Annotated in this window: 15 protein-coding genes; 2 read left to right on the top strand and 13 right to left on the bottom strand. The window is 74.0% G+C overall.

Annotated elements, in window-relative coordinates; genetic code table 11:
* Window positions 1–10 precede the first annotated feature (10 nt).
* Complete coding sequence (locus QMC84_RS20845; RefSeq protein ID WP_300378301.1) at window positions 11–1,129, bottom strand: ferredoxin reductase; 1,119 nt, start codon at window positions 1,127–1,129, stop codon at window positions 11–13.
* Between the two features lie 105 nt (window positions 1,130–1,234).
* Here QMC84_RS20845 and QMC84_RS20850 point away from each other — a divergent pair, with 105 nt between their 5' ends.
* Window positions 1,235–2,404 carry a PucR family transcriptional regulator gene (locus QMC84_RS20850; protein ID WP_300378303.1) on the top strand — a complete coding sequence of 390 codons (1,170 nt, stop codon included), beginning with the start codon at window positions 1,235–1,237 and terminating at the stop codon, window positions 2,402–2,404.
* 27 nt (window positions 2,405–2,431) lie between these two features.
* On the opposite strand, the gene QMC84_RS20855 is transcribed toward QMC84_RS20850, so the two are convergent.
* The 10 genes from QMC84_RS20855 to QMC84_RS20900 form a co-directional block, all read right to left on the bottom strand.
* Entirely contained in the window at window positions 2,432–3,451 is a 1,020-nt protein-coding gene (locus QMC84_RS20855; protein WP_300378305.1) for a calcium-binding protein, read from the bottom strand.
* A 239-nt stretch (window positions 3,452–3,690) separates the two neighbouring features.
* The gene (locus tag QMC84_RS20860) at window positions 3,691–4,476 is read right to left on the bottom strand and encodes a glucosamine-6-phosphate deaminase (protein ID WP_300378307.1); all 786 of its coding nucleotides are present in this window, start codon (window positions 4,474–4,476) and stop codon (window positions 3,691–3,693) included.
* Window positions 4,476–5,429, bottom strand: a complete 954-nt coding sequence (locus QMC84_RS20865) for an N-acetylglucosamine 6-phosphate deacetylase (protein ID WP_300378309.1) — start codon at window positions 5,427–5,429, stop codon at window positions 4,476–4,478. Before QMC84_RS20865 ends, QMC84_RS20860 begins: the two co-directional genes overlap by 1 nt.
* A complete protein-coding gene (locus QMC84_RS20870) occupies window positions 5,429–6,358 on the bottom strand; it encodes an ROK family protein (RefSeq protein ID WP_300378311.1) in 930 nt (309 codons plus the stop codon). The genes QMC84_RS20865 and QMC84_RS20870 overlap by 1 nt, the downstream gene beginning before the upstream one ends.
* Complete coding sequence (locus QMC84_RS20875; RefSeq protein WP_300378313.1) at window positions 6,355–7,749, bottom strand: glycoside hydrolase family 3 N-terminal domain-containing protein; 1,395 nt, start codon at window positions 7,747–7,749, stop codon at window positions 6,355–6,357. Before QMC84_RS20875 ends, QMC84_RS20870 begins: the two co-directional genes overlap by 4 nt.
* Window positions 7,746–8,585, bottom strand: a complete 840-nt coding sequence (locus QMC84_RS20880) for a carbohydrate ABC transporter permease (protein WP_300378315.1) — start codon at window positions 8,583–8,585, stop codon at window positions 7,746–7,748. Before QMC84_RS20880 ends, QMC84_RS20875 begins: the two co-directional genes overlap by 4 nt.
* A complete protein-coding gene (locus QMC84_RS20885; RefSeq protein ID WP_300378317.1) occupies window positions 8,585–9,499 on the bottom strand; it encodes a sugar ABC transporter permease in 915 nt (304 codons plus the stop codon). The genes QMC84_RS20880 and QMC84_RS20885 overlap by 1 nt, the downstream gene beginning before the upstream one ends.
* A 128-nt stretch (window positions 9,500–9,627) precedes the next feature.
* A complete protein-coding gene (locus tag QMC84_RS20890) occupies window positions 9,628–10,917 on the bottom strand; it encodes an extracellular solute-binding protein (protein ID WP_300378319.1) in 1,290 nt (429 codons plus the stop codon).
* Window positions 10,918–11,033: 116 nt separating this feature from the next.
* Entirely contained in the window at window positions 11,034–12,167 is a 1,134-nt protein-coding gene (locus tag QMC84_RS20895; protein ID WP_300378321.1) for an ROK family transcriptional regulator, read from the bottom strand.
* A gap of 150 nt (window positions 12,168–12,317) precedes the next feature.
* Entirely contained in the window at window positions 12,318–13,274 is a 957-nt protein-coding gene (locus QMC84_RS20900; RefSeq protein WP_300378323.1) for a cation diffusion facilitator family transporter, read from the bottom strand.
* Between the two features lie 35 nt (window positions 13,275–13,309).
* Between QMC84_RS20900 and QMC84_RS20905 the strand changes: the two genes are divergently transcribed.
* Window positions 13,310–14,221, top strand: a complete 912-nt coding sequence (locus tag QMC84_RS20905) for an SGNH/GDSL hydrolase family protein (RefSeq protein WP_300378325.1) — start codon at window positions 13,310–13,312, stop codon at window positions 14,219–14,221.
* On the opposite strand, the gene QMC84_RS20910 is transcribed toward QMC84_RS20905, so the two are convergent.
* Both QMC84_RS20910 and QMC84_RS20915 read right to left on the bottom strand, forming a co-directional pair.
* Window positions 14,204–15,730 (bottom strand): amidohydrolase family protein, encoded by a 1,527-nt coding sequence (locus tag QMC84_RS20910; RefSeq protein WP_300378327.1) that lies wholly within the window; start codon window positions 15,728–15,730, stop codon window positions 14,204–14,206. The genes QMC84_RS20905 and QMC84_RS20910 overlap by 18 nt on opposite strands.
* Window positions 15,731–16,024: 294 nt before the next feature.
* Window positions 16,025–17,506 (bottom strand): DHA2 family efflux MFS transporter permease subunit, encoded by a 1,482-nt coding sequence (locus QMC84_RS20915; RefSeq protein WP_300378329.1) that lies wholly within the window; start codon window positions 17,504–17,506, stop codon window positions 16,025–16,027.
* Window positions 17,507–17,568: the final 62 nt, after the last annotated feature.

Genomic DNA, 17,568 nt, shown 5'->3' on the forward strand with positions numbered 1-17,568 from the left:
CGGATCTCGGTCAGGCGTGGTCGAGGTGGCACTCGCCGGCGACGGCGTTGATGCAGGTCTGGATGCTGACGCCGTCCCCGGGGGCGGCGGTGGTGAGCTGGCCGTTGCGCAGGTCGCGGACCGAGCCCTCGCGCAGCGGCAGGACGCAGCCGAAGCACACGCCCATCCGACAGCCGCTCGGCATCAGGACGCCCGCGGACTCCGCGGCATCCAGGATCGGCGTCGCGCCGTCGGCCTCGACGGTGACGCCGGAGGTGAAGGTGAGGGTGCCACCCTCGCCCGTGGCGGCCATCGGCGCGCGGAACCGCTCGACGTTGAGCGTGAGGCCGCGCTCGTCGTAGTACCCCTGCAGCGCGTCGAGCAGCCCCGCCGGCCCGCAGGCGTACGCCGTGCGCTCGGCCAGGTCGGGGACGATCCGGTCCAAGCCAGACTCAGGGTCGGCGACCTGCAGCAGGCCGTGCGTGTCGGTGTGCAGCTCGACCAGGCGCAGCCAGCCGGCCGCGCCGTACCTGCGCAGCTCCTCGCCGAAGATCACCTCCGAGCGCGACAGCGCGGAGTGCAGCAGCACGATGTCGGTGGCGGGCCGCTCGGCGCGGGAGAACAGGTTGCGCAGCATCCCGATCACCGGCGTGATGCCGGAGCCGGCGGTCACCAGCAGCAGCTTCGCGGGGATCGGCTGGGGCAGCACGAACTCGCCCGCGGCCTGGCCGAGCTGGATCATCTGGCCGGGCCGGACCCGGCCGACCAGGTGGTTGGAGACGACGCCGTCGGGGATCGCCTTGACGGTGATGCTGATGCACCGGTCGGCGCGCGGGCCGTGCGTCAGCGAGTAGGTGCGCCACAGGCGCACGCCGTCGACGTCGACGCCGACGCGGACGTACTGGCCGGGCACGTGCCCGGCCCAGTCCCGGCCCGGCTTGATCACCAGCGTGGCGGAGGCCGCGGTCTCGGGCCGGACCTCGACGACCCGGCCACGCAGGTCGGTGCCGCGCCGCAGCGGGTGGAAGTGGTCGAGCACGTCCCCGAGGTCGCGCGGGGTGACCGCGGCCTCGGCGACCTGGCGCAGCGTGGTGCGCAGGGACCATCCCGACCCGGACCGGGCCGCACCGGAGGGGACAGCGATGCTCATGCTTCGAGTGTGCTGGCATCCGAGCGTAAGATCATGACCGCTGGACGTGAAGATCCACGTCTCAATTGTCATCTCCGCACAATTCAACGCGAGCCAGGAGACGCCATGGTCCGACGAACGGTCCGACGCACCGCCGACCATGGGCTGCGCCTGAGCGCCGAGGCCGTCGGCGAGATGCGCGCCGAGCTGCCCCGGGTCGCCGAGCACGTGGTGGCGGCGATCATCGACGAGGTGCCCAGCTACACCGACGCGTTCAGCGGGCCGATGGGCGAGACGATCCGCAACGCCGTGCAGCTCGCGCTCGGCGGCTTCCTCTCGCTGGCCAGCGGCAGCCGCGGGGCGGACCGGTCCACCCCGGCCGCGCCCGCGGTCGAGGGCGCCTACCAGCTCGGTCGCGGCGAGGCGCGCAGCGGCCGGACGACCGACGCGCTGCTGGCGGCGTACCGGATCGGCGCCCGGGTCTCCTGGCGCGAGATGTCCACGGTGGCGGTGCGCAACGGCGTCGCCGGCGAGACGCTGGTGGCGTTCGCGGAGCTGGTGTTCGCCTACATCGACGAGCTGTCCGCGGCCAGCGTCGCGGGGCACACCGACGAGCTGGCCACGAGCGGGCGGGTGCGGCAGCGGCTGCTCGAGCGGGTCTCGCACCACCTGCTGACCGGGGCGCCGGTCGACCAGGTGGTCGCCGCCGCCGAACGCGCCGGGTGGGAGCCGCCGCAGACGCTGACCGCGGTGCTCGTGCCGGAGGCCCAGGTGCGGCCGGTGCTGGCGGCGCTCTCCCCCGCGACCCTGCAGGTCACCGATCCGCCGGGGCTCGACGACGGCGCGCTGCTGCTGGTCCCCGACGCGCACGACCACCGCCGCAAGGCGCTGCTGCGGACGCTCGGCGGCCGGGGCGCGCTCGCGGGGCCGGCGCGGCCCTGGCTGGAGGTGCGCGCGTCGTACGACCGCGCGCTGCGCGCCCGCGCGGCCGGCGTCGAGCTCGACACCGAGGCGCACCTGGTCGGGCTGGTGCTCGAGGCCGACGCGGCGGCCCGCGCGGACCTGCGCGCGCAGGTGCTCGCCCCGCTCGCGGCGCTGCGCCCGGGCACCGCCGAGAAGCTCACCGACACCCTGCGCTCGTGGCTGCTGCACCAGGGACGGCGCGAGGCCGTCGCCGCCGAGCTGTTCGTGCACCCGCAGACGGTGCGCTACCGGATGGGCCAGCTGCGCGAGCTGTACGGCGAGCGGCTCGACGACCCCGAGACCGTGCTCGCGCTCGTGGTCGCGCTGGGCTGACGGCTGGTCGAGGTCACCAGACGGCTGTCAGTAGGGCCAATCGGCGGGTGCGCTGGCGACAACCTCCACCACTTCACACGGCCCCGCGCCCTGGGGCAGGTCGTGAATGACGTCCAGCCGGTCTCGACTTCCCACGAAGTAGACGCGGTCGTACCCGCCCTGGCAGTAGATGTCGTCTCGTACCCCGTCGTCGAGGACGTAATACACATCGTCGCCCTCCTCGGAGTAGGACTCATCTCGGCCGGGGCCGAGATAGATCACGTCATTGTCCTCGTCGGCAGTGAGCTGGTCGTCGCCCTCACCGTCGACGAGCAGGTCGTCGCCGGAGCCGCCGTCCAGCTCGTCGTCGCCGGACCCACCGTCCACGTAGTCGTTGCCCATGCCGCCGGAGACGTGGTCGCCGCCTTCCTCACCGTAGACGAAGTCGTCGCCCGCGGCGCCGAGGAGTCCTCCGACTCCGGACTGGGTGCGCACGTCGTCGTCGCCCGCGCCACCGTAGATCAGGTCGCTCCCGCCGTCTCCGCGAACCGTGTCCCGACCGTCCTCGCCGTAGAGGTGGTCGTCGCCGGCCGACCCCTCGAGCTGATCGTCGTCCGGTCCACCCCAGAGGCGGTCGGCGTCGCCCTCTCCGCGAAGGAAGTCGAGGCCCGGGCCGCCATAGAGCTCATCGAGGCCAGGCCCGCCGAAGAGACCGTCGTCCCCGAGCTCGCCGTACAGGAGGTCATTGCCACGCGAGGCCTTGAGCAGGTCGTTGCCACCGCCGCCGTGGACCTCGTCGTTGCCCCGGGAGCTGCTGACCCTGTCCGGGCCGACCCCTCCCCACACCTGGTCCTTTCCGGGGCCGGAGAGGACGGCGTCGGCACCGCCGCGGCCCTTGACGACATCGGCGCCAGCGAGGCTACGGATGCTGTCGTCGTTCCTCGTGCCGATGATGCGGTCCGTGCCCGGGCTGCCCTCCAGCGTTGCCGCGTGCGCGGGGGCGAGCGCGAGGGCCAACACCAGAGAACCGACGAGCACGGCCAGGGCTCTGCCTATGAGGTTGTTCATCGAGACACCACCAATTCGAGGGGGCGGCCATATCGAGACATCGTGCGACCGATGCATGTCGGTATCACCGCGGGATTCATCAACATCCGGTTCAGCCCGACAGGGCTGTCTAGCTCTTGCCCAGGCGCACGGCTGGGGCGTGTGGTCAACCCACCGCGCTCGGACGTAAAGTAAAGACTATAGACCATGGTTTTGATCTCCGGCACCACGCGCCTGGACGCTGATCGAACTCCGCAGGGTCAGGGCCGCTGCCAGTCGGGCTTGTGGTCGAACACCTCGCGGTAGTAGTCGCGGCGGGCGAGCCCGGCCGCGGCGGCCTCGTCGAGCAGCACGGTGGCGTGCGGGTGCAGCTGGAGCACCGAGCCCGGGCAGGACGCCGAGAGCGGACCCTCGACCGCGGCCGCGACCGCGTCGGCCTTGCCGGCTCCCGAGGCCACCACCAGCAGGTGCCGGGCCCGCAGGATGGTGCCGAGGCCCTGGGTGAGCACGTGCCGCGGCACCTCGTCGACGGAGTCGAAGAACCGGGCGTTGTCGGCGCGGGTCTGGGCGGTGAGCGTCTTGAGCCGGGTGACGGACCCGAGCGAGGACCCCGGCTCGTTGAACGCGAGGTGGCCGTCGCCGCCGATGCCGAGCACCTGCAGGTCGACCCCGCCGGCGGCGCGGATCGCCTCCTCGTAGCGCTCCCCCGCCCCGGGCAGCAGGTCCGGCGACGGGTCCGGGCTCGCGACCCGGTCGCGGTCGACGCCGAGGGCGTCGGTGAGCTCGCGGAAGATCGTCTCCCGGTAGGTCTGCGGGTGGCCGGCCGGGAGACCGACGTACTCGTCGAGCAGGAAGGCGCGCACGCCGGCGTACGACGGGCCGGTGCCGGCGCGGTGCCGGCGGACCAGCTCCTGGTACGCCGGCAGTGGGCTCGACCCGGTGGCCAGGCCGAGCACGGCCTCGGGGTGGGAGCGGACCAGCGCCTCGATCGTGTCGGCGGCGAGCGCTCCGACCTCGGCCACGGTGGCGAGCGGGACGACCTCCATCAGTCCACCTCCAGTCGCAGGTCCTCGGAGAGCCGGATCCGCTCCTCGCGAGGCGGCCGGCCGAGCAGGCCCAGCGGGGTGGTGGTGGCGGTGGCCACCGCCTCCCCGAGGGTACAGCCGGTCTGCGCGACCAGGATCCGCAGGCAGTCCAGCAGCGAGGCGGCCGAGCCGGCCAGGGTGCCGTCGGCCAGGCGCACGGTGCCGTCGGCGACCACGACGTCCTGGTCGCCGAGGCGCGCCGGGCCGTCGGGCAGCCCGAGGCCGGCAGTGGTGTCGGACACCGACAGGAACCGGTCCGGCCCCAGGGCCCGCCAGGCGGTGCGCACGAACAGCGGGTCGAGATGGTGGCCGTCCACGATCAGGCCGGCGACCGGGCCGGTCACGGGGTCGCCGCCGAACGCCGCGCCGACCGGCCCCGGCTCGCGGGCCCGGAGCGGCGGCATCGCGTTGCCGATGTGGGTCAGGCAGCGGGCGCCGGCCTCGAGGGCGGCGGCGACCTCGGCGCCGGATGCAGCCGTGTGGCCGACCGACACCACGACGCCACGGTCCGTGAGCCGCTCGATCACCTCGAGCGCTCCGGGGAGCTCGGGGGCGATCGTCGCGATCGCGACGCCGGCCTCCCGCGACCAGCCGTCGACCAGGTCCAGCGCGGGCGCCCGCAGCCAGCGCTCGGGGTGCGCGCCCCGGCGGGTCGGCGCGATCATCGGGCCCTCGAAGTGCAGCCCGAGCGGCTCGGCCCCCGACCACCCGGCGGGCGGCCCGGCGGCGAGGGTGACGAGCGCCTGGTCGCGCGCGGCGGGGTCGGAGCTGATCACGGTCGGGACGAACGCGACGACGCCGTACGCCGGCAGCGCGGCCGCCACCTCCCACAGCCGGTGCGGCTCGGCGGTCAGGTCGATGCCGGCGGCGCCGTTGACCTGGGCGTCGACGAGGCCGGAGACGACGGTGCTCATCACGACCGCCCGAGCAGGGCGGCCCCGACGGCGGCCACCGGGTAGTGCGTGGGCACCACGCGGAGCCGGCCGGCCAGGTCCAGGGAGGTGAGGAACGGCGAGGTCCGGGCCTGCTCGCGCAGGGCGTCGGCCACGGCGGCGCGCAACGGCTCGCCGAGCTGGGCGACGCCGCCGCCGAGCACGAAGGTGCGCGGGTCGACGGCCAGGCTGAGCACGCGGACGGCGCTGGCGACGCCCGCGGCGAACCGGTCCCGCGCCGCGACGGCGGCGGGGTCTCCGGCCAGCGCCGCGGCGAACAGCGCCTGCGCCGGCGGGACGTCGGCCGACGGCCAGGCGGCGGCCAGCGCCGACCCGGACGCGATCGTCTCCAGGCAGCCGCGCTGGCCGCACTGGCACAGCGCGCCGCCCGGGTCGACCGGCACGTGGCCGATCTCGCCGGCCGCGCCGTGGTCGCCGCGGCGCAGCCGGCCCCCCAGCACCAGGCCGGCCGCCAGGCCGGTGCCGATGCTCAGGTACACCAGGTCGTCCTCACCGCTCATCGCGACCGCGCCGAGGCTGGCGACGTTGACGTCGTTCTCGACCACCACGCGCGTGCCGAGCCGTTCGCCGAGCAGGTCCCCGAGGGGCAGCCAGTCGCCGTTGACCCCGAGGTTGACCGCGTGCTTGACCGCGCCGCGCTCGACGTCGACCAGCCCGGGCATCCCGACGCCGACGGTGCCTGCGAGCCGATCACCGGTGGCCGCGCGGAGCGCCTCGACGACGCGCGCGGCCGTCCGCACCACGCCCTCGGCGCCCGGCTCGGTAGCCTCCCGCACCGTCGCCCGGATCCCGCCGTCCGCGTCGACGACCAGACCGAGGGTCTTGGTCGCGCCGATGTCGAGCCCCACGCTCAGCCCGTTGCTCGAACCCCTGCTGGGCTCGTTGCTCACCGGTCCCACCCCGCCTTCCTCAACAGCTCGGTCACCGCGGCCGCTCCCGGGCGGGAGTAGCCACGCGTGCAGATCCGGGGCGGCCCCCCGGCGTACGGACCCGGCCAGCCCCACTCGACCACGACCGCGGCCCCCTCGACCAGCACCTCGGGTCGCCGGTGCGCGTCGCGCACCTGCAGCACGACCGGCCGGTCGCCGCCCGGCGGCTGGCCCGGCCGTACGGTCCGGTCCGGTCGCAGGCCCCACGGGACCTCCCCGATCGCGATGTTCGCGGCCGTCGCGACGCTGACGACCTCGGCACCGCGCAGGTCGGGCAGCGCGCCGTCGACCATCACGGCGCGCCGGGCGCCGGCGAGCTGGCGGGCGTCGTCCACGGCGGTGGCGCGGCCGGTGCCGCGCGGCATCCGGGCGATCCGGTCCACCGCCTCGACCAGTCGCCCCTCGGAGAGGCGGCCGGCGCGGACGGCGGCCACGATCGCCGCCTGGATCTCGCGGACCAGGGCGACGTCCTTGTCGGCGCCGATGCACAGCAGGTCGGCGCCGGCGGCCAGGGACAGCACCGCGGCCTCGGGGATCCCCCGGCCGGCCGAGGCGCCGGCCATGTCCAGGGCGTCGGTGACCAGGACGCCGTCGTACCCCAGGTGGTCGCGCAGCAGCCCCAGCACCGGTCGGCTCAGGGTCGCGGGCAGCGTCGGGTCGACCGCCGGCACCAGGATGTGGGAGGTCATCACCGACGCGACGCGGGCCTCGACGGCGGCAGCGAACGGCGCCAGCTCGCGGGCCAGCAGCGTCGGCAGGTCGACGTCGACCGTGGGCAGCGCGAGGTGGCTGTCCTGGGCGGTGTCGCCGTGGCCCGGGAAGTGCTTGGCACAGGCGGCGACGCCGGCCCCCTGGAGCCCCGCGACCCAGGCCGCGGTGTGCGCGGCGGCCGCCGCGGCGTCGGTGCCGAAGCTGCGGGTGCCGATCACCGGGTTGTCCGGGTCGGAGTTCACGTCGGCCACCGGGCCGAGGTCGAGGTCGATGCCGGCCGCGGCCAGCTCGGTACCGATCGCCGCGCCGGTCTCGCGGGTCAGCTCGAGGTCGCCGGCGGCGCCGAGGGCGGCGGGCCCGAGCACCGGGCTGCCCTGGAGCGCGTGCAGCCGGGTGACGTCCCCGCCCTCCTCGTCGACGGCGACGACGGCGTACGGCGCGGCCGCGTGGATCGCGGCGGTGAGCCCGGCGACCGCGTCCGGCCCGTCGGCGGTGTTGCTGCCGAACAGGCAGACCCCGCCCAGGCCCTCTACGAGCAGGTCGGCGACCTCGCGGGCCAGCGTGGTGCCGGGGAAGGCCGGCAGCAGCACGCGCAGGGCGAGCCGATCGAGGCTCTGCTGGTTGCCGGTGAGGTCGCTCATCCCTTCACCGCCCCGGAGGTGATGCCGGCGACCATCCGGCCCTGGACGAGCAGGAAGAAGATCACGACCGGGATCGCGATCAGCGTGGAGCCGGCCATGATGCCGCCCCAGTCGGTGCCGCGGTTGACGTCGGTGAAGATGCTCAGCCACAGCGGCAGTGTCTTCTTGTCCCCCTGCGACATCACGACCACCGCGAGGGTGAACTCGTTCCAGGCCTGGATGAACCCGAAGACGCCGGTGGCGACCAGGCCGGGCGCGAGCAGCGGGAAGGTGACCCGGAAGAACGCCTGCACCCGTGAGCAGCCGTCGATCATCGCGGCCTCCTCGAGCTCGAAGGGCACGCCGGCGACGAAGCCGCGCAGCGTCCAGATGGTGAAGGGCAGCACCGAGGCGACGTAGACCAGGCTGAGGCCGACCACGGAGTTGAGCAGGTTCATGCCCTCGAGCATCTTGTACTGGGAGATGAACAGGCCCTCGACCGGGATCATCTGGATCACCAGCAGCGCCACGATGAACGACCTGCGGCCGCGGAACTTGAACCGCGCGACCGCGACCGCCGCCAGGAACGCGAACGTCAGCGCGACGCCGATCGTCAGCAGGGTGACCATCAGGCTCATCCTCAGCGCGTCGAGGAACTGGCTGCCGTCGAAGACCGTGCGGTAGTTGTCCAGCGTGCCCCCGAACGGGACCCAGGTCGGGTCGGGGTTGCGGATCTTGTTGCGCGGCAGCAGCGAGCTGTTGACCATCCAGTAGACCGGGAAGACGCACATCAGGAAGGCGACCACGCCGACCACGTTGGCGAGCAGCCGCACCGGGCGGCGGGCGGGCCGGGGCATCAGTCCTCCCCTTCCTGGCGCAGCATCGCCCAGATGTACGGCGCGGTCAGCAGCACGGTCAGCACGAGCATGAAGATCGCGACCGCGCTGGCCATGCCGAAGTCGCCGCCGCCGATGCCGAGCCGGTAGATGTAGGTGCCGAGCAGGTTCGTGTCGCGGGTGGTGCCGCCGGCCTGCTGGAGCACGAAGATCTGGGTGAACACCCGCAGGTCCCAGATCACCTGGAGCAGGCCGACGACGAGCAGCACCGGGCGGATGCTCGGCAGGACCACCGCGCGCAGCCGCTGCGCGGACCCGGCGCCGTCGATCTCGGCGGCCTCGAGGAGGTCCTCGGAGACCTGGGTGAGCGCGGCGTACACGGTGAACGCGACGAACGGCACGCTCATCCACACGACGATCACGGTGGCGACGAAGAAGAAGGACAGCGGGTCGAGCAGCCACGAGTGCCCGGCGTAGTCGATGCCGGCCTCGGTGAGCAGCCAGTTGATCACGCCGTACTGGGTGTCGAAGAGCCACTGCCACACGGTCAGGGTCGCGACCACCGGCATCGCCCAGGCGAGCAGCATCCCGCTCTGCAGCAGGATCCGCACCGGCTTGGCCATGTGCTGCATGAGCAGCGCCAGGCCGACGCCGATCGCCAGGGTCACCACTGCGTTGACGAGGCAGAACACCAGCGAGCGCAGGGCGACGGTCCACAGGTAGGGGTCGCGGAGCAGCTCGCGGAAGTTGGCCAGGCCGACCCACTCCGGCGGGTTGCCGAACTGCTGGGCCAGGCCGAAGTCCTGGAAGGCCAGCACCACCTCGCGGGCCAGTGGGTAGCCCAGGGCGACGAGCAGCGCGGCGAGCGCGGGGACCAGCAGGCCATAGGGCAACGGGGTACGTCGCGGGCGCGGCGGGCCGATCGTCGTGCTCATCGGGTCCTCCTTCCCTCGGTGGTCGCAGTGGTCGCAGTGGTCGGGACCATGATGGCCGCGGGCAGGCCACGGCCGGGGCGGCGACGCAGTGCGCCGCCCCGGCCGGGTGTGTGACGTGCGGGCGTGGCTCAGCCGTTGAGCTGCGGGTTCATCTGCTCGTCGGCCTTGGCGGCGAGCTCGGCGACGTCGCCGCCCTGGGCGATCGCGCTGAACAGGTCCTCCAGGACGCGCGAGCCCTCGACGGTCGCCCAGCCGGGAGCGGCCGGGGTCAGCTTGGCGTTCGAGGCGGCCGCGATGGTGGCCTGGGCGAACGCGTCGTCACCGAGCAGCGAGGTCAGCGAGTTCTTGGCGGGCGTCAGGCCGTTCTGCGCCAGGATCGTCTGGTAGTCGTCGCTGAGCATCAGGGCGATCGCCTTCTGGGCGAGGTCCTGGTTCGGGGACTTCGCGGAGATCGCGATGTCCGAGCCGCCGAGCAGCACCGGTGCGGGCTGGCCGTCGGTGCCGGGCAGCGCGAAGACGCCGATCTTCTCGGCCAGGTCCGGGCAGCCGGTCTTCGGGTCGTTGAGCAGGCCCATGACCCAGCCCGGCGCCGACATCATGCCGACCTCGCCGGCGCAGAACGGCGTCTGCGGGTCGGCCTCGTTGCCGTCCTTGGGCGCACCCGACGCCTCGGTGAAGAGCCTCTGCGCGGTCTCGAGGCCGGCGATCGACTCCGGGGACTCCAGCGCGCCGGTCCACTCGCCGCCGTCGTCGGTCGCCAGGTCGCCGCCGGCGTCCCACACGAACGCGACGCCGTTACGCCAGTCCTGGCCCGGGAGCCAGAAGCCGGAGAAGTTCGCCGGCTCGGGGTTGGCCTGCTTGAGCGCGACCGCGGTGTCGACGAACTCGGACATCGTGGTGGGCACCGACAGGCCGGCCTGGTCCATCAGGTCGGTGCGGTAGAAGACGTACTTCGACCCGGCGTAGTAGGGCACCGCGTAGGCCGTGCCGTCGACGGTCGCGCCGTCCACGAAGCCCTGGAGCAGGTCGTCGCCGCCGAGGTCGGCCAGCTGGCCGCTCAGGTCGCTGAAGGCGCCGGCGGACGTGAACGTCGGGGCCTGGGTGTTGCCGATCTCCACGACGTCCGGGGTCTCGGACTCGCTGGACAGCGCGGTGGTCAGCTTCTCCACCAGGCCGTCCCACTGCTGCTCCTCGATGGTGAGCGTGGAGCCGGGGTTCTGGTCCTCGAAGGTCGTCTTCAGCCAGTCCCGGGCCTCCTGCGGGGTGTCCGCGCCGTTGAGCCAGACCCGGATGTCGGCGGTCGCGGGGCCGCCCTCGCTCTTCGTGTCTCCGCTGTCGCTGTCGCTCCCGCACGCGCTCAGCGCGGTCAGGGCCAAGGTGGCCAGGGCTGCGCCGGCCAGTGTCTTCTTGATGCGCACCGCAGCGTTCCTCTCTTGCGATTACCCGTTGTGGTGACTGGCCCAGGTGCGGCGCAGAGCCGGGTCCTGGGTGGCGACGGGCCCCGTTGGCCCGCCGTACGAGATCGGGGACGTGCTCACGACACGCCCAGCTGTCCCGCGAGGACGAGGACCGCGGCGCCGATCAGCACCACGTCCGCGCCGAGGGTGGAGGTGCGGACCGTCAGGGCCGCGGAGCTGACCGGCATGGTCCGCTCGCGCACGACCCGGTCGGCCGCCTCGCGCAACGGCCCGTCGAGCAGCTCGGTCGGGCCGCTCAGCACCAGCTCGTGGATGTTCAGGGTGCCGACCACCGGGGCGAGGGTGACGCCGAGCAGCTCGCCGACCTCGGTGAGCACGGCGGCCCGGTCGGTGCCCGGCTCGGCGAGCCGGCGACGCAGCCGGGGCGCTGCCAGGATCGTCTCCAGGCAGCCGCGCCGCCCGCAGGCGCACACGTCCCCATCGGGGTCGACGGTGACATGGCCGATCTCGCCGGCGGCGCCGAGGTGGCCGTGCAGGAGCGAGCCTCCGAGCACCAGGCCGGCGCCGACGCCGATGCCGACCCGGAGCACCATCAGGCCGCCGTCGCCGGTCTGGCCGAAGGTGTGCTCGCCGAGCACCGCGGTGTTGGCGTCGTTCGCGACGAAGACCGGCACGCCGAGTGCGGTCGCCAGGCTGGTGGACAGCGGGGTGTCGGTCCAGGCGAAGTTGGGGGCGTCGATCACGGTGCCGGCGGCGTCGACCACGCCCGGGCTGCCGACGCCGACGCCGAGCACCGGCCGGTCGGTCATCGCGATCAGCTCGGCGGCCAGCCGGTGCACGAGCCGGACGGCGGCCTCGCCCCGCGCGTCGCCGATCTCGATCTCGTGGCGGGCCCGGACCTGCCCGAGGAGGTTGACCACGGCGCCGGTCATCCGGTCGTCGGCCGAGAGGTCCAGCCCGATGATGTGGGTGGCGTCCGGCGCCAGCCCGACCAGGGTCGGCGGCTTGCCGACGCGCGCCTCGGCCGGGGCGCCGAGCTCCTCGACCAGGCCCTCGCCCACCAGCTCGCCGACCAGGTCGGAGACCGTGACCCGGGTCAGGCGGGTGGTCCGCGCCAGGTCCGCGCGGCTGGCCGGCCCCTCCCGGAACAGCTGCTGGAGCAGCAGCGAGCGGTGGTGGCGCCGCGCGTCCTCCTGCAGGAGCTTGCCGCGGGGCCGGAGCGGTCGGCCGACCGGGGACGTCGTCGTCATATTTGTTAGTTCAGCGCACTTACATATTCCTGTCAAGGGCTTCCGGCGAAATGGCCGCGGGTTTCGGCGCTCGCGCCCTGCGGGAAACCGGACCCGCCACGGACCGCCGGGTCGGCCGCCGTCCTGGCCCGCGGCGAGGCGAGCGCCGGCTCACGGGGTGAGTGCCGGCTCGTCGGGCGGGGCGAGGGTGAGGATCGCGTCCTCGATCAGCGGGTTGCGCTCGATCTCGGCCTCGACCGTGCGCAGGCGTACGGCGAGGTCGCCCTCCCGGTCGTCGCCGGTCAGGTCCACGGCGGCGACCACGAACAGCCGCTGCGGGCCGACGTACTCCACGTGCAGGTAGGTGAGCCGCTCGATCTGCGGGTGCTCGAGCAGCTGCGCGATCACCCCCGAGCGCAGCTCGGGGGTGAGCCCCTCCCCCAGCAGGTACTCCATGTTCCGGTGCATCAGGAACACCGCGACGAAGGCCAACAGCACGCCGACCGCGATCGAGCCGAGCGCGTCGAAGACCGCCTCGCCGGTCAGCTGGTGCAGGGCGATGCCCGCGCCGGCGAGCAGGATCCCGAGCAGCGCGGCGGCGTCCTCCAGGAACACTGCCCGCAGGGTCGGGTTGGACGTGCGCGAGACGAAGCGCAGCGGATGCAGTCCGAAGTGGCGTGCCGCCCCGTGCACCTGCCGGGTCGCCTGCGCGAACGAGACCCCTTCCAGCACGAAGGCGACCCCGAGCACGATGTAGTTCACCGTGTAGCTCGGCGCCGCCTCCTCGCCGGTGAGCTCGGTGACGCCGTGCCAGAGCGAGACGACGGCGCCGGCCGAGAACAGGCCGAAGGCAGCGAAGAGCGACCAGATGTAGGTCGAGCGCCCGTAGCCGCGCGGGTGCTCCTCGTCCCGCGGTCGCCGCCCGGTGCGCTCGGCGACCAGCAGGAACACCTCGTTGCCGGTGTCGGCCCACGAGTGCGCCGCCTCGGCGACCATCGACGCCGAGCCGGTCGCCACGGCCGCGGCCGACTTCGCGGCCGCGAGCAGGCCGTTCGCGACGAGAGCCACGAGCACCGTCAGCAGAGACTCGCCGCCGGTGGACTCCGAGGGGATGGTGGGGGACGTCATGTTTGCGCAGTACCCGATCGACGTACCGTCTCTCCATGCTCCGCCCGATCGTCTCCGCGCTCGCCCCCGCGCTCGCCCCCGCGCTGGCCCTCGCCCTGGGCCTGTCCGGCTGCACGGGCTCGGACGAGCCGGTCGCGGCGCCGGCGCGGTCGACCGGCTCGCCGACGGCGGCGCCGACGCAGTACGACCAGTACGTCGCGCTCGGCGACTCCTACACCGCGGCGCCGCTCGTGCCGCCCACCGACGGCAGCTCGATCTGCCTGCGCTCGGGGGTGAACTACCCGGCCCTGGTCGCCCGGGCGCTGCCCGGCACCGAGCTCACCGACGTCAGCTGCAGCGGCGCGCGCACCGCGAACGTGACGAGTCCCCAGGCTGGGCAGCACGGCAGCCGGGTCCCGCCGCAGCTCGCCGCGCTGCGGCCCGGCACCGACCTGGTGACGATCGGCCTGGGCGGCAACGACGACCACCTCTTCGGCGGCGTCCTCGGGCGGTGCGTCCAGCTGGCGTCCTCCGACCCGACCGGGGCACCGTGCCGGGCCGCGGTCGACGAGTCGTCGCTCACCCGGACCTTCGAGCACATCCGCGACAACCTGGCCGGCGTCGTCGAGACGGTCCGCGGCCGGTCGCCGCACGCGCGCATCCTCCTGGTCGGCTACCCGCAGGTGGTGCCCGGGTCAGGCAGCTGCGACCTGCTGCCGCTCGCCGACGGGGACTACGCGTTCGCCCGGTCGGTGACCGCGCACCTCAACGACGCCGTACGCCGCGCCGCGGACGAGACGAGCGTCGAGTACGTCGACCTGTGGGGGCCGAGCGCGGGTCACGACATCTGCGCCGACGACCCGTGGGTCAACGGCCGGGTCACCTCGGCCGAGACCGCGCTCGCCTACCACCCGCTGGCCGCCGGGCAGCGTGCGGCCGCCGAGCAGGTGCTAGCCCAGCTCCGCTGACCGGTGCACCGGCACCCCGGCGACGACCGTGAGCGCGGAGCCCATCGACCGCAGCGCCGCCCCGAGCACGTCGGTGTCCCCGGCGTCGAGGTCGCGCAGGAGCGGGTCGCGGTCGAGCAGCACCAGGTCCCCACGCGAGCCCACGCCCACGGTCGGCTGTTCGTCGACCGAGGCCGCCAGCGCCTCCCGCACGGTCAGCGCCTGCTCGCCGTGCCACGGGTCGCGGTCGTCGGCGCTGCGGTGCACCGCCGCGGCCATCGCCAGCCAGGGGTCCAGCGGCGAGACCGGCGCGTCGGAGCCGAGCGCGATCCGCACGCCGTCCTCCACCATCCACCGGAACGCGAAGCAGCGCTCGGCGCGCTCGCCCCAGATCCGCTCGGTGAGGTCGCGGTCGTCGAGCAGGTGCGCCGGCTGCACGCTGGCCCGCAGGCCGAGCCGCGCCAGCGTGCGCAGGTCCTCGCGGCGCGCCATCTGGACGTGCTCGACGGAGCCGCGGGCGCCGGTCTCGTCGTACGCCGCCAGCGCCTCCGCCACGGCCGCGTCGCCGATCGCGTGGGTGGCGACCTCGAGGCCGCCGGCGTGCGCGCGGGCGAGCAGGCCGCGCAGCTCGGTGCCGTCCAGGTTGGGCTGGCCGGCGGGGTACTCCAGCCGGTGCGCGTCGCCGTACGGCTCGCAGCACCAGGCGGTCCGCGTGTTCAGCGACCCGTCGCTGATGATCTTCAGCGGCCCCATCGTGGCGCGGTCGTCGCAGCCGGGCAGCGGGTCGCCGGTGCGCAGCCCGGCGGCGATCACGTCGTCGAGGGTGTCGGCATACGTCGCCCACCGGATCCGCAGCCGGTCGCACCCGTGCGCCCACCGCTCGGCCCACTCCTCGCGGCCCCCGCCGAACTCGAAGTCGCCCATGCCGACCACGCCCTGGGCCGCCGCGGCGTCGAGCGTGCGCCGGTAGGCCTCCGGGGAGGTGCCGTCGTTGCCGACCAGCGTCGCCAGCCGCGGGTAGGCCGCGAACCACTCGGTCTCGCGGACCACGGAGTCCCGCACCGGCATCGCGAGGTGCATCAGGGCGGTGGTGTTGAGCCAGGCGTGGTGGGCGTCGCCGCTGATCAGCACCACCGGGGTCTCGCCGGAGACCGCGTCCAGCTCGGACACCGTGACCTCGCGGTCCCACCCCGCCGAGCGGTGGCCCCAGCCGATGACCGGCAGGCCGGGGTACGTCGCGATCCACTCGGCGACCGCCCGGGTCGCGTCCTCGGGCGAGCGCGCGCCACCGAGGTCGAGGCGCTGCGAGGCGAGCGTCCACTGGGCCAGGTGCACGTGCTGGTCCCACAGCCCGGGCATCAGCCACCGTCCGGCCGCGTCGACGACCTCGGCGCCTGCGGGCCGATCCGTCCCCGGCCCGACCCCCGTGACGACACCGCCCTCGACGGCCACGTCCACCGGTGCGTCGGGCACCCGGTCCCCGTCCCCGATCGGGACCAGCCGGGCGTTGCGGATCAGGATGCTCCTCACCCCCGGAACGCTAGGCCATCACCGACGCGGCGCATGGGTGCCCACCCGGCAACGCCGACTCGGCGCGTCTTGCCCGCCCGACAACGCCGAGTCGGCGCATTGTGCCCGCCCGGCAACGCCGAGTCGGCGCATCTTGCCCGCTTTCTCCACAGCCGGGTGTGGACAGGGCGAGCACAATGCGCCGACTCGACCCTCCTGGGCGGGCACAATGCGCCGACTCGACCCTCCTGGGCGAGCACAATGCGCCGACTCGGGCCTCCTGGGCGAGCACAATGCGCCGACTCGGCGAGCCGGTCAGGCGATCTCCAGGTTCGCGCCGAGGTCCGCTTCCAGGTCCGCATCCAGGTCCGCATCCAGGTCCGCGTCGAGGGTGGCGCCCAGCGGCTTGGGGCGCAGGAGCAGGCCACCGACCAGGGCGGCGGCGAGGGCGGCCAGCGCGCCGGCGGCGAAGGCGAGCCGGAAGCCGCCGTTGAGCGCCTCGAGGTGGGCCGCGCCGCCGGCGGCCAGCGCCTCGGTGCGCCAGGTGGAGAGGCTGACCAGGACCGCCAGCCCGAGCGCCCCGCCCATCATGAACGAGGTGTTCACGACGCCGGAGGCCAGGCCGGACTCGTGCGGCTCCACGTCGCCCATCGCCGCGAGCAGCACCGGGTTGAACGCGATGCCGGCACCGGCGCCGAGCAGCAGCATCGAGGGGAGTACGTCGGTCCCGAAGCTGCCGTCCACCGGGGCCCGGCTGAACAGTGCCAGGCTGGCGGCCGCCAGCGCGAGCCCGGCCATCAGCGGCCGCCGGATGCCGAAGCGCAGCACCAGCCGGTCCGAGACCCGCAGCGAGCAGAACGCCATCACCACGCTGGTCGGGACGAACGCCAGGCCGACCTCGAGGGCGTCGTACCCGAGCACCTGCTGGAGGTAGAGCGCGGCGAGGAAGAACCACGCGAACATCGCGGCCGCCCACAGCATCCCGACCACCTGGGACACGGTGACGTTGCGCAGCGCGAACAGGCGCAGCGGGACCAGCGGGCTGGCGGCCCGCGACTCGCGGAGCACCAACGCGGCGAGCAGCACCGCGCCGGTGCCGAGCAGGCCGAGCGTCCGCCCGGAGGTCCAGCCCGCCTCATTGCCGCCGACGATGCCGTACACGCTCAGCATCAGCGCCGCGGTCACCAGCACCGCGCCGGGTACGTCGAGGCGGCCGGCACCCGGCACGGTCTCGTCGGCGGGCAGCACCCGGCGGGCGGCGAGCCAGACCCCGATGCCGATCGGCACGTTCACCAGGAAGATCCAGTGCCACGAGAACAATCCGGTCAGGACGCCGCCGAGCAGCACGCCGACGGCGCCGCCGCCGGACATCACGAACCCGAAGAACCCCATCGCCCGGGCCCGCTCCGCCGGGTCGGAGAACAATCCCATGATCAGCGAGAGCGCGACCGCCGAGACCGCGGCGCCGCCGAGGCCCTGCACGGCCCGGCCCGCGACCAGCAGCCCGGCCGACGGCGCGAGCCCGCAGGCGACCGACGCCACGGTGAAGGACACCACGCCGCCGAGGAAGACCCGCCGGTTGCCCAGCAGGTCGCCCAGGCGACCGGAGAGCAGCAGGAAGCCGCCGAACGTGAGCAGGTAGGCGTTGACCACCCACGCCAGGGCCGACTGGGTGAACGCCAGGTCGGACTGGATGGACGGCAGCGCGACGTTCACGATGCTGGAGTCCAGGACGATCATCAGGTCGCCCAGGCAGAGCACGTACAGCGCGAGCCAGCGGCTCCTCGGGTCGGTCATCTCGGTCTCCTCGGTGGGTCGGGGGTCACCCTCTCCACGAACGGGGGGCTACGAGTTCGACA

Source organism: Nocardioides sp. (assembly GCF_030019515.1).
In the GTDB taxonomy this organism is placed as follows: Bacteria; Actinomycetota; Actinomycetes; order Propionibacteriales; family Nocardioidaceae; genus Nocardioides.

Excerpts from the sequence above, each read along its gene's own strand:
- QMC84_RS20845 (WP_300378301.1), bottom strand. The coding sequence starts at position 1,129 with ATGAGCATCGCTGTCCCCTCCGGTGCGGCCCGGTCCGGGTCGGGATGG.
- QMC84_RS20850 (WP_300378303.1), top strand. The coding sequence starts at position 1,235 with ATGGTCCGACGAACGGTCCGACGCACCGCCGACCATGGGCTGCGCCTG.
- QMC84_RS20855 (WP_300378305.1), bottom strand. The coding sequence starts at position 3,451 with ATGAACAACCTCATAGGCAGAGCCCTGGCCGTGCTCGTCGGTTCTCTG.
- QMC84_RS20860 (WP_300378307.1), bottom strand. The coding sequence starts at position 4,476 with ATGGAGGTCGTCCCGCTCGCCACCGTGGCCGAGGTCGGAGCGCTCGCC.
- QMC84_RS20865 (WP_300378309.1), bottom strand. The coding sequence starts at position 5,429 with ATGAGCACCGTCGTCTCCGGCCTCGTCGACGCCCAGGTCAACGGCGCC.
- QMC84_RS20875 (WP_300378313.1), bottom strand. The coding sequence starts at position 7,749 with ATGAGCGACCTCACCGGCAACCAGCAGAGCCTCGATCGGCTCGCCCTG.
- QMC84_RS20880 (WP_300378315.1), bottom strand. The coding sequence starts at position 8,585 with ATGCCCCGGCCCGCCCGCCGCCCGGTGCGGCTGCTCGCCAACGTGGTC.
- QMC84_RS20885 (WP_300378317.1), bottom strand. The coding sequence starts at position 9,499 with ATGAGCACGACGATCGGCCCGCCGCGCCCGCGACGTACCCCGTTGCCC.
- QMC84_RS20895 (WP_300378321.1), bottom strand. The coding sequence starts at position 12,167 with ATGACGACGACGTCCCCGGTCGGCCGACCGCTCCGGCCCCGCGGCAAG.
- QMC84_RS20900 (WP_300378323.1), bottom strand. The coding sequence starts at position 13,274 with ATGACGTCCCCCACCATCCCCTCGGAGTCCACCGGCGGCGAGTCTCTG.
- QMC84_RS20905 (WP_300378325.1), top strand. The coding sequence starts at position 13,310 with ATGCTCCGCCCGATCGTCTCCGCGCTCGCCCCCGCGCTCGCCCCCGCG.
- QMC84_RS20915 (WP_300378329.1), bottom strand. The coding sequence starts at position 17,506 with ATGACCGACCCGAGGAGCCGCTGGCTCGCGCTGTACGTGCTCTGCCTG.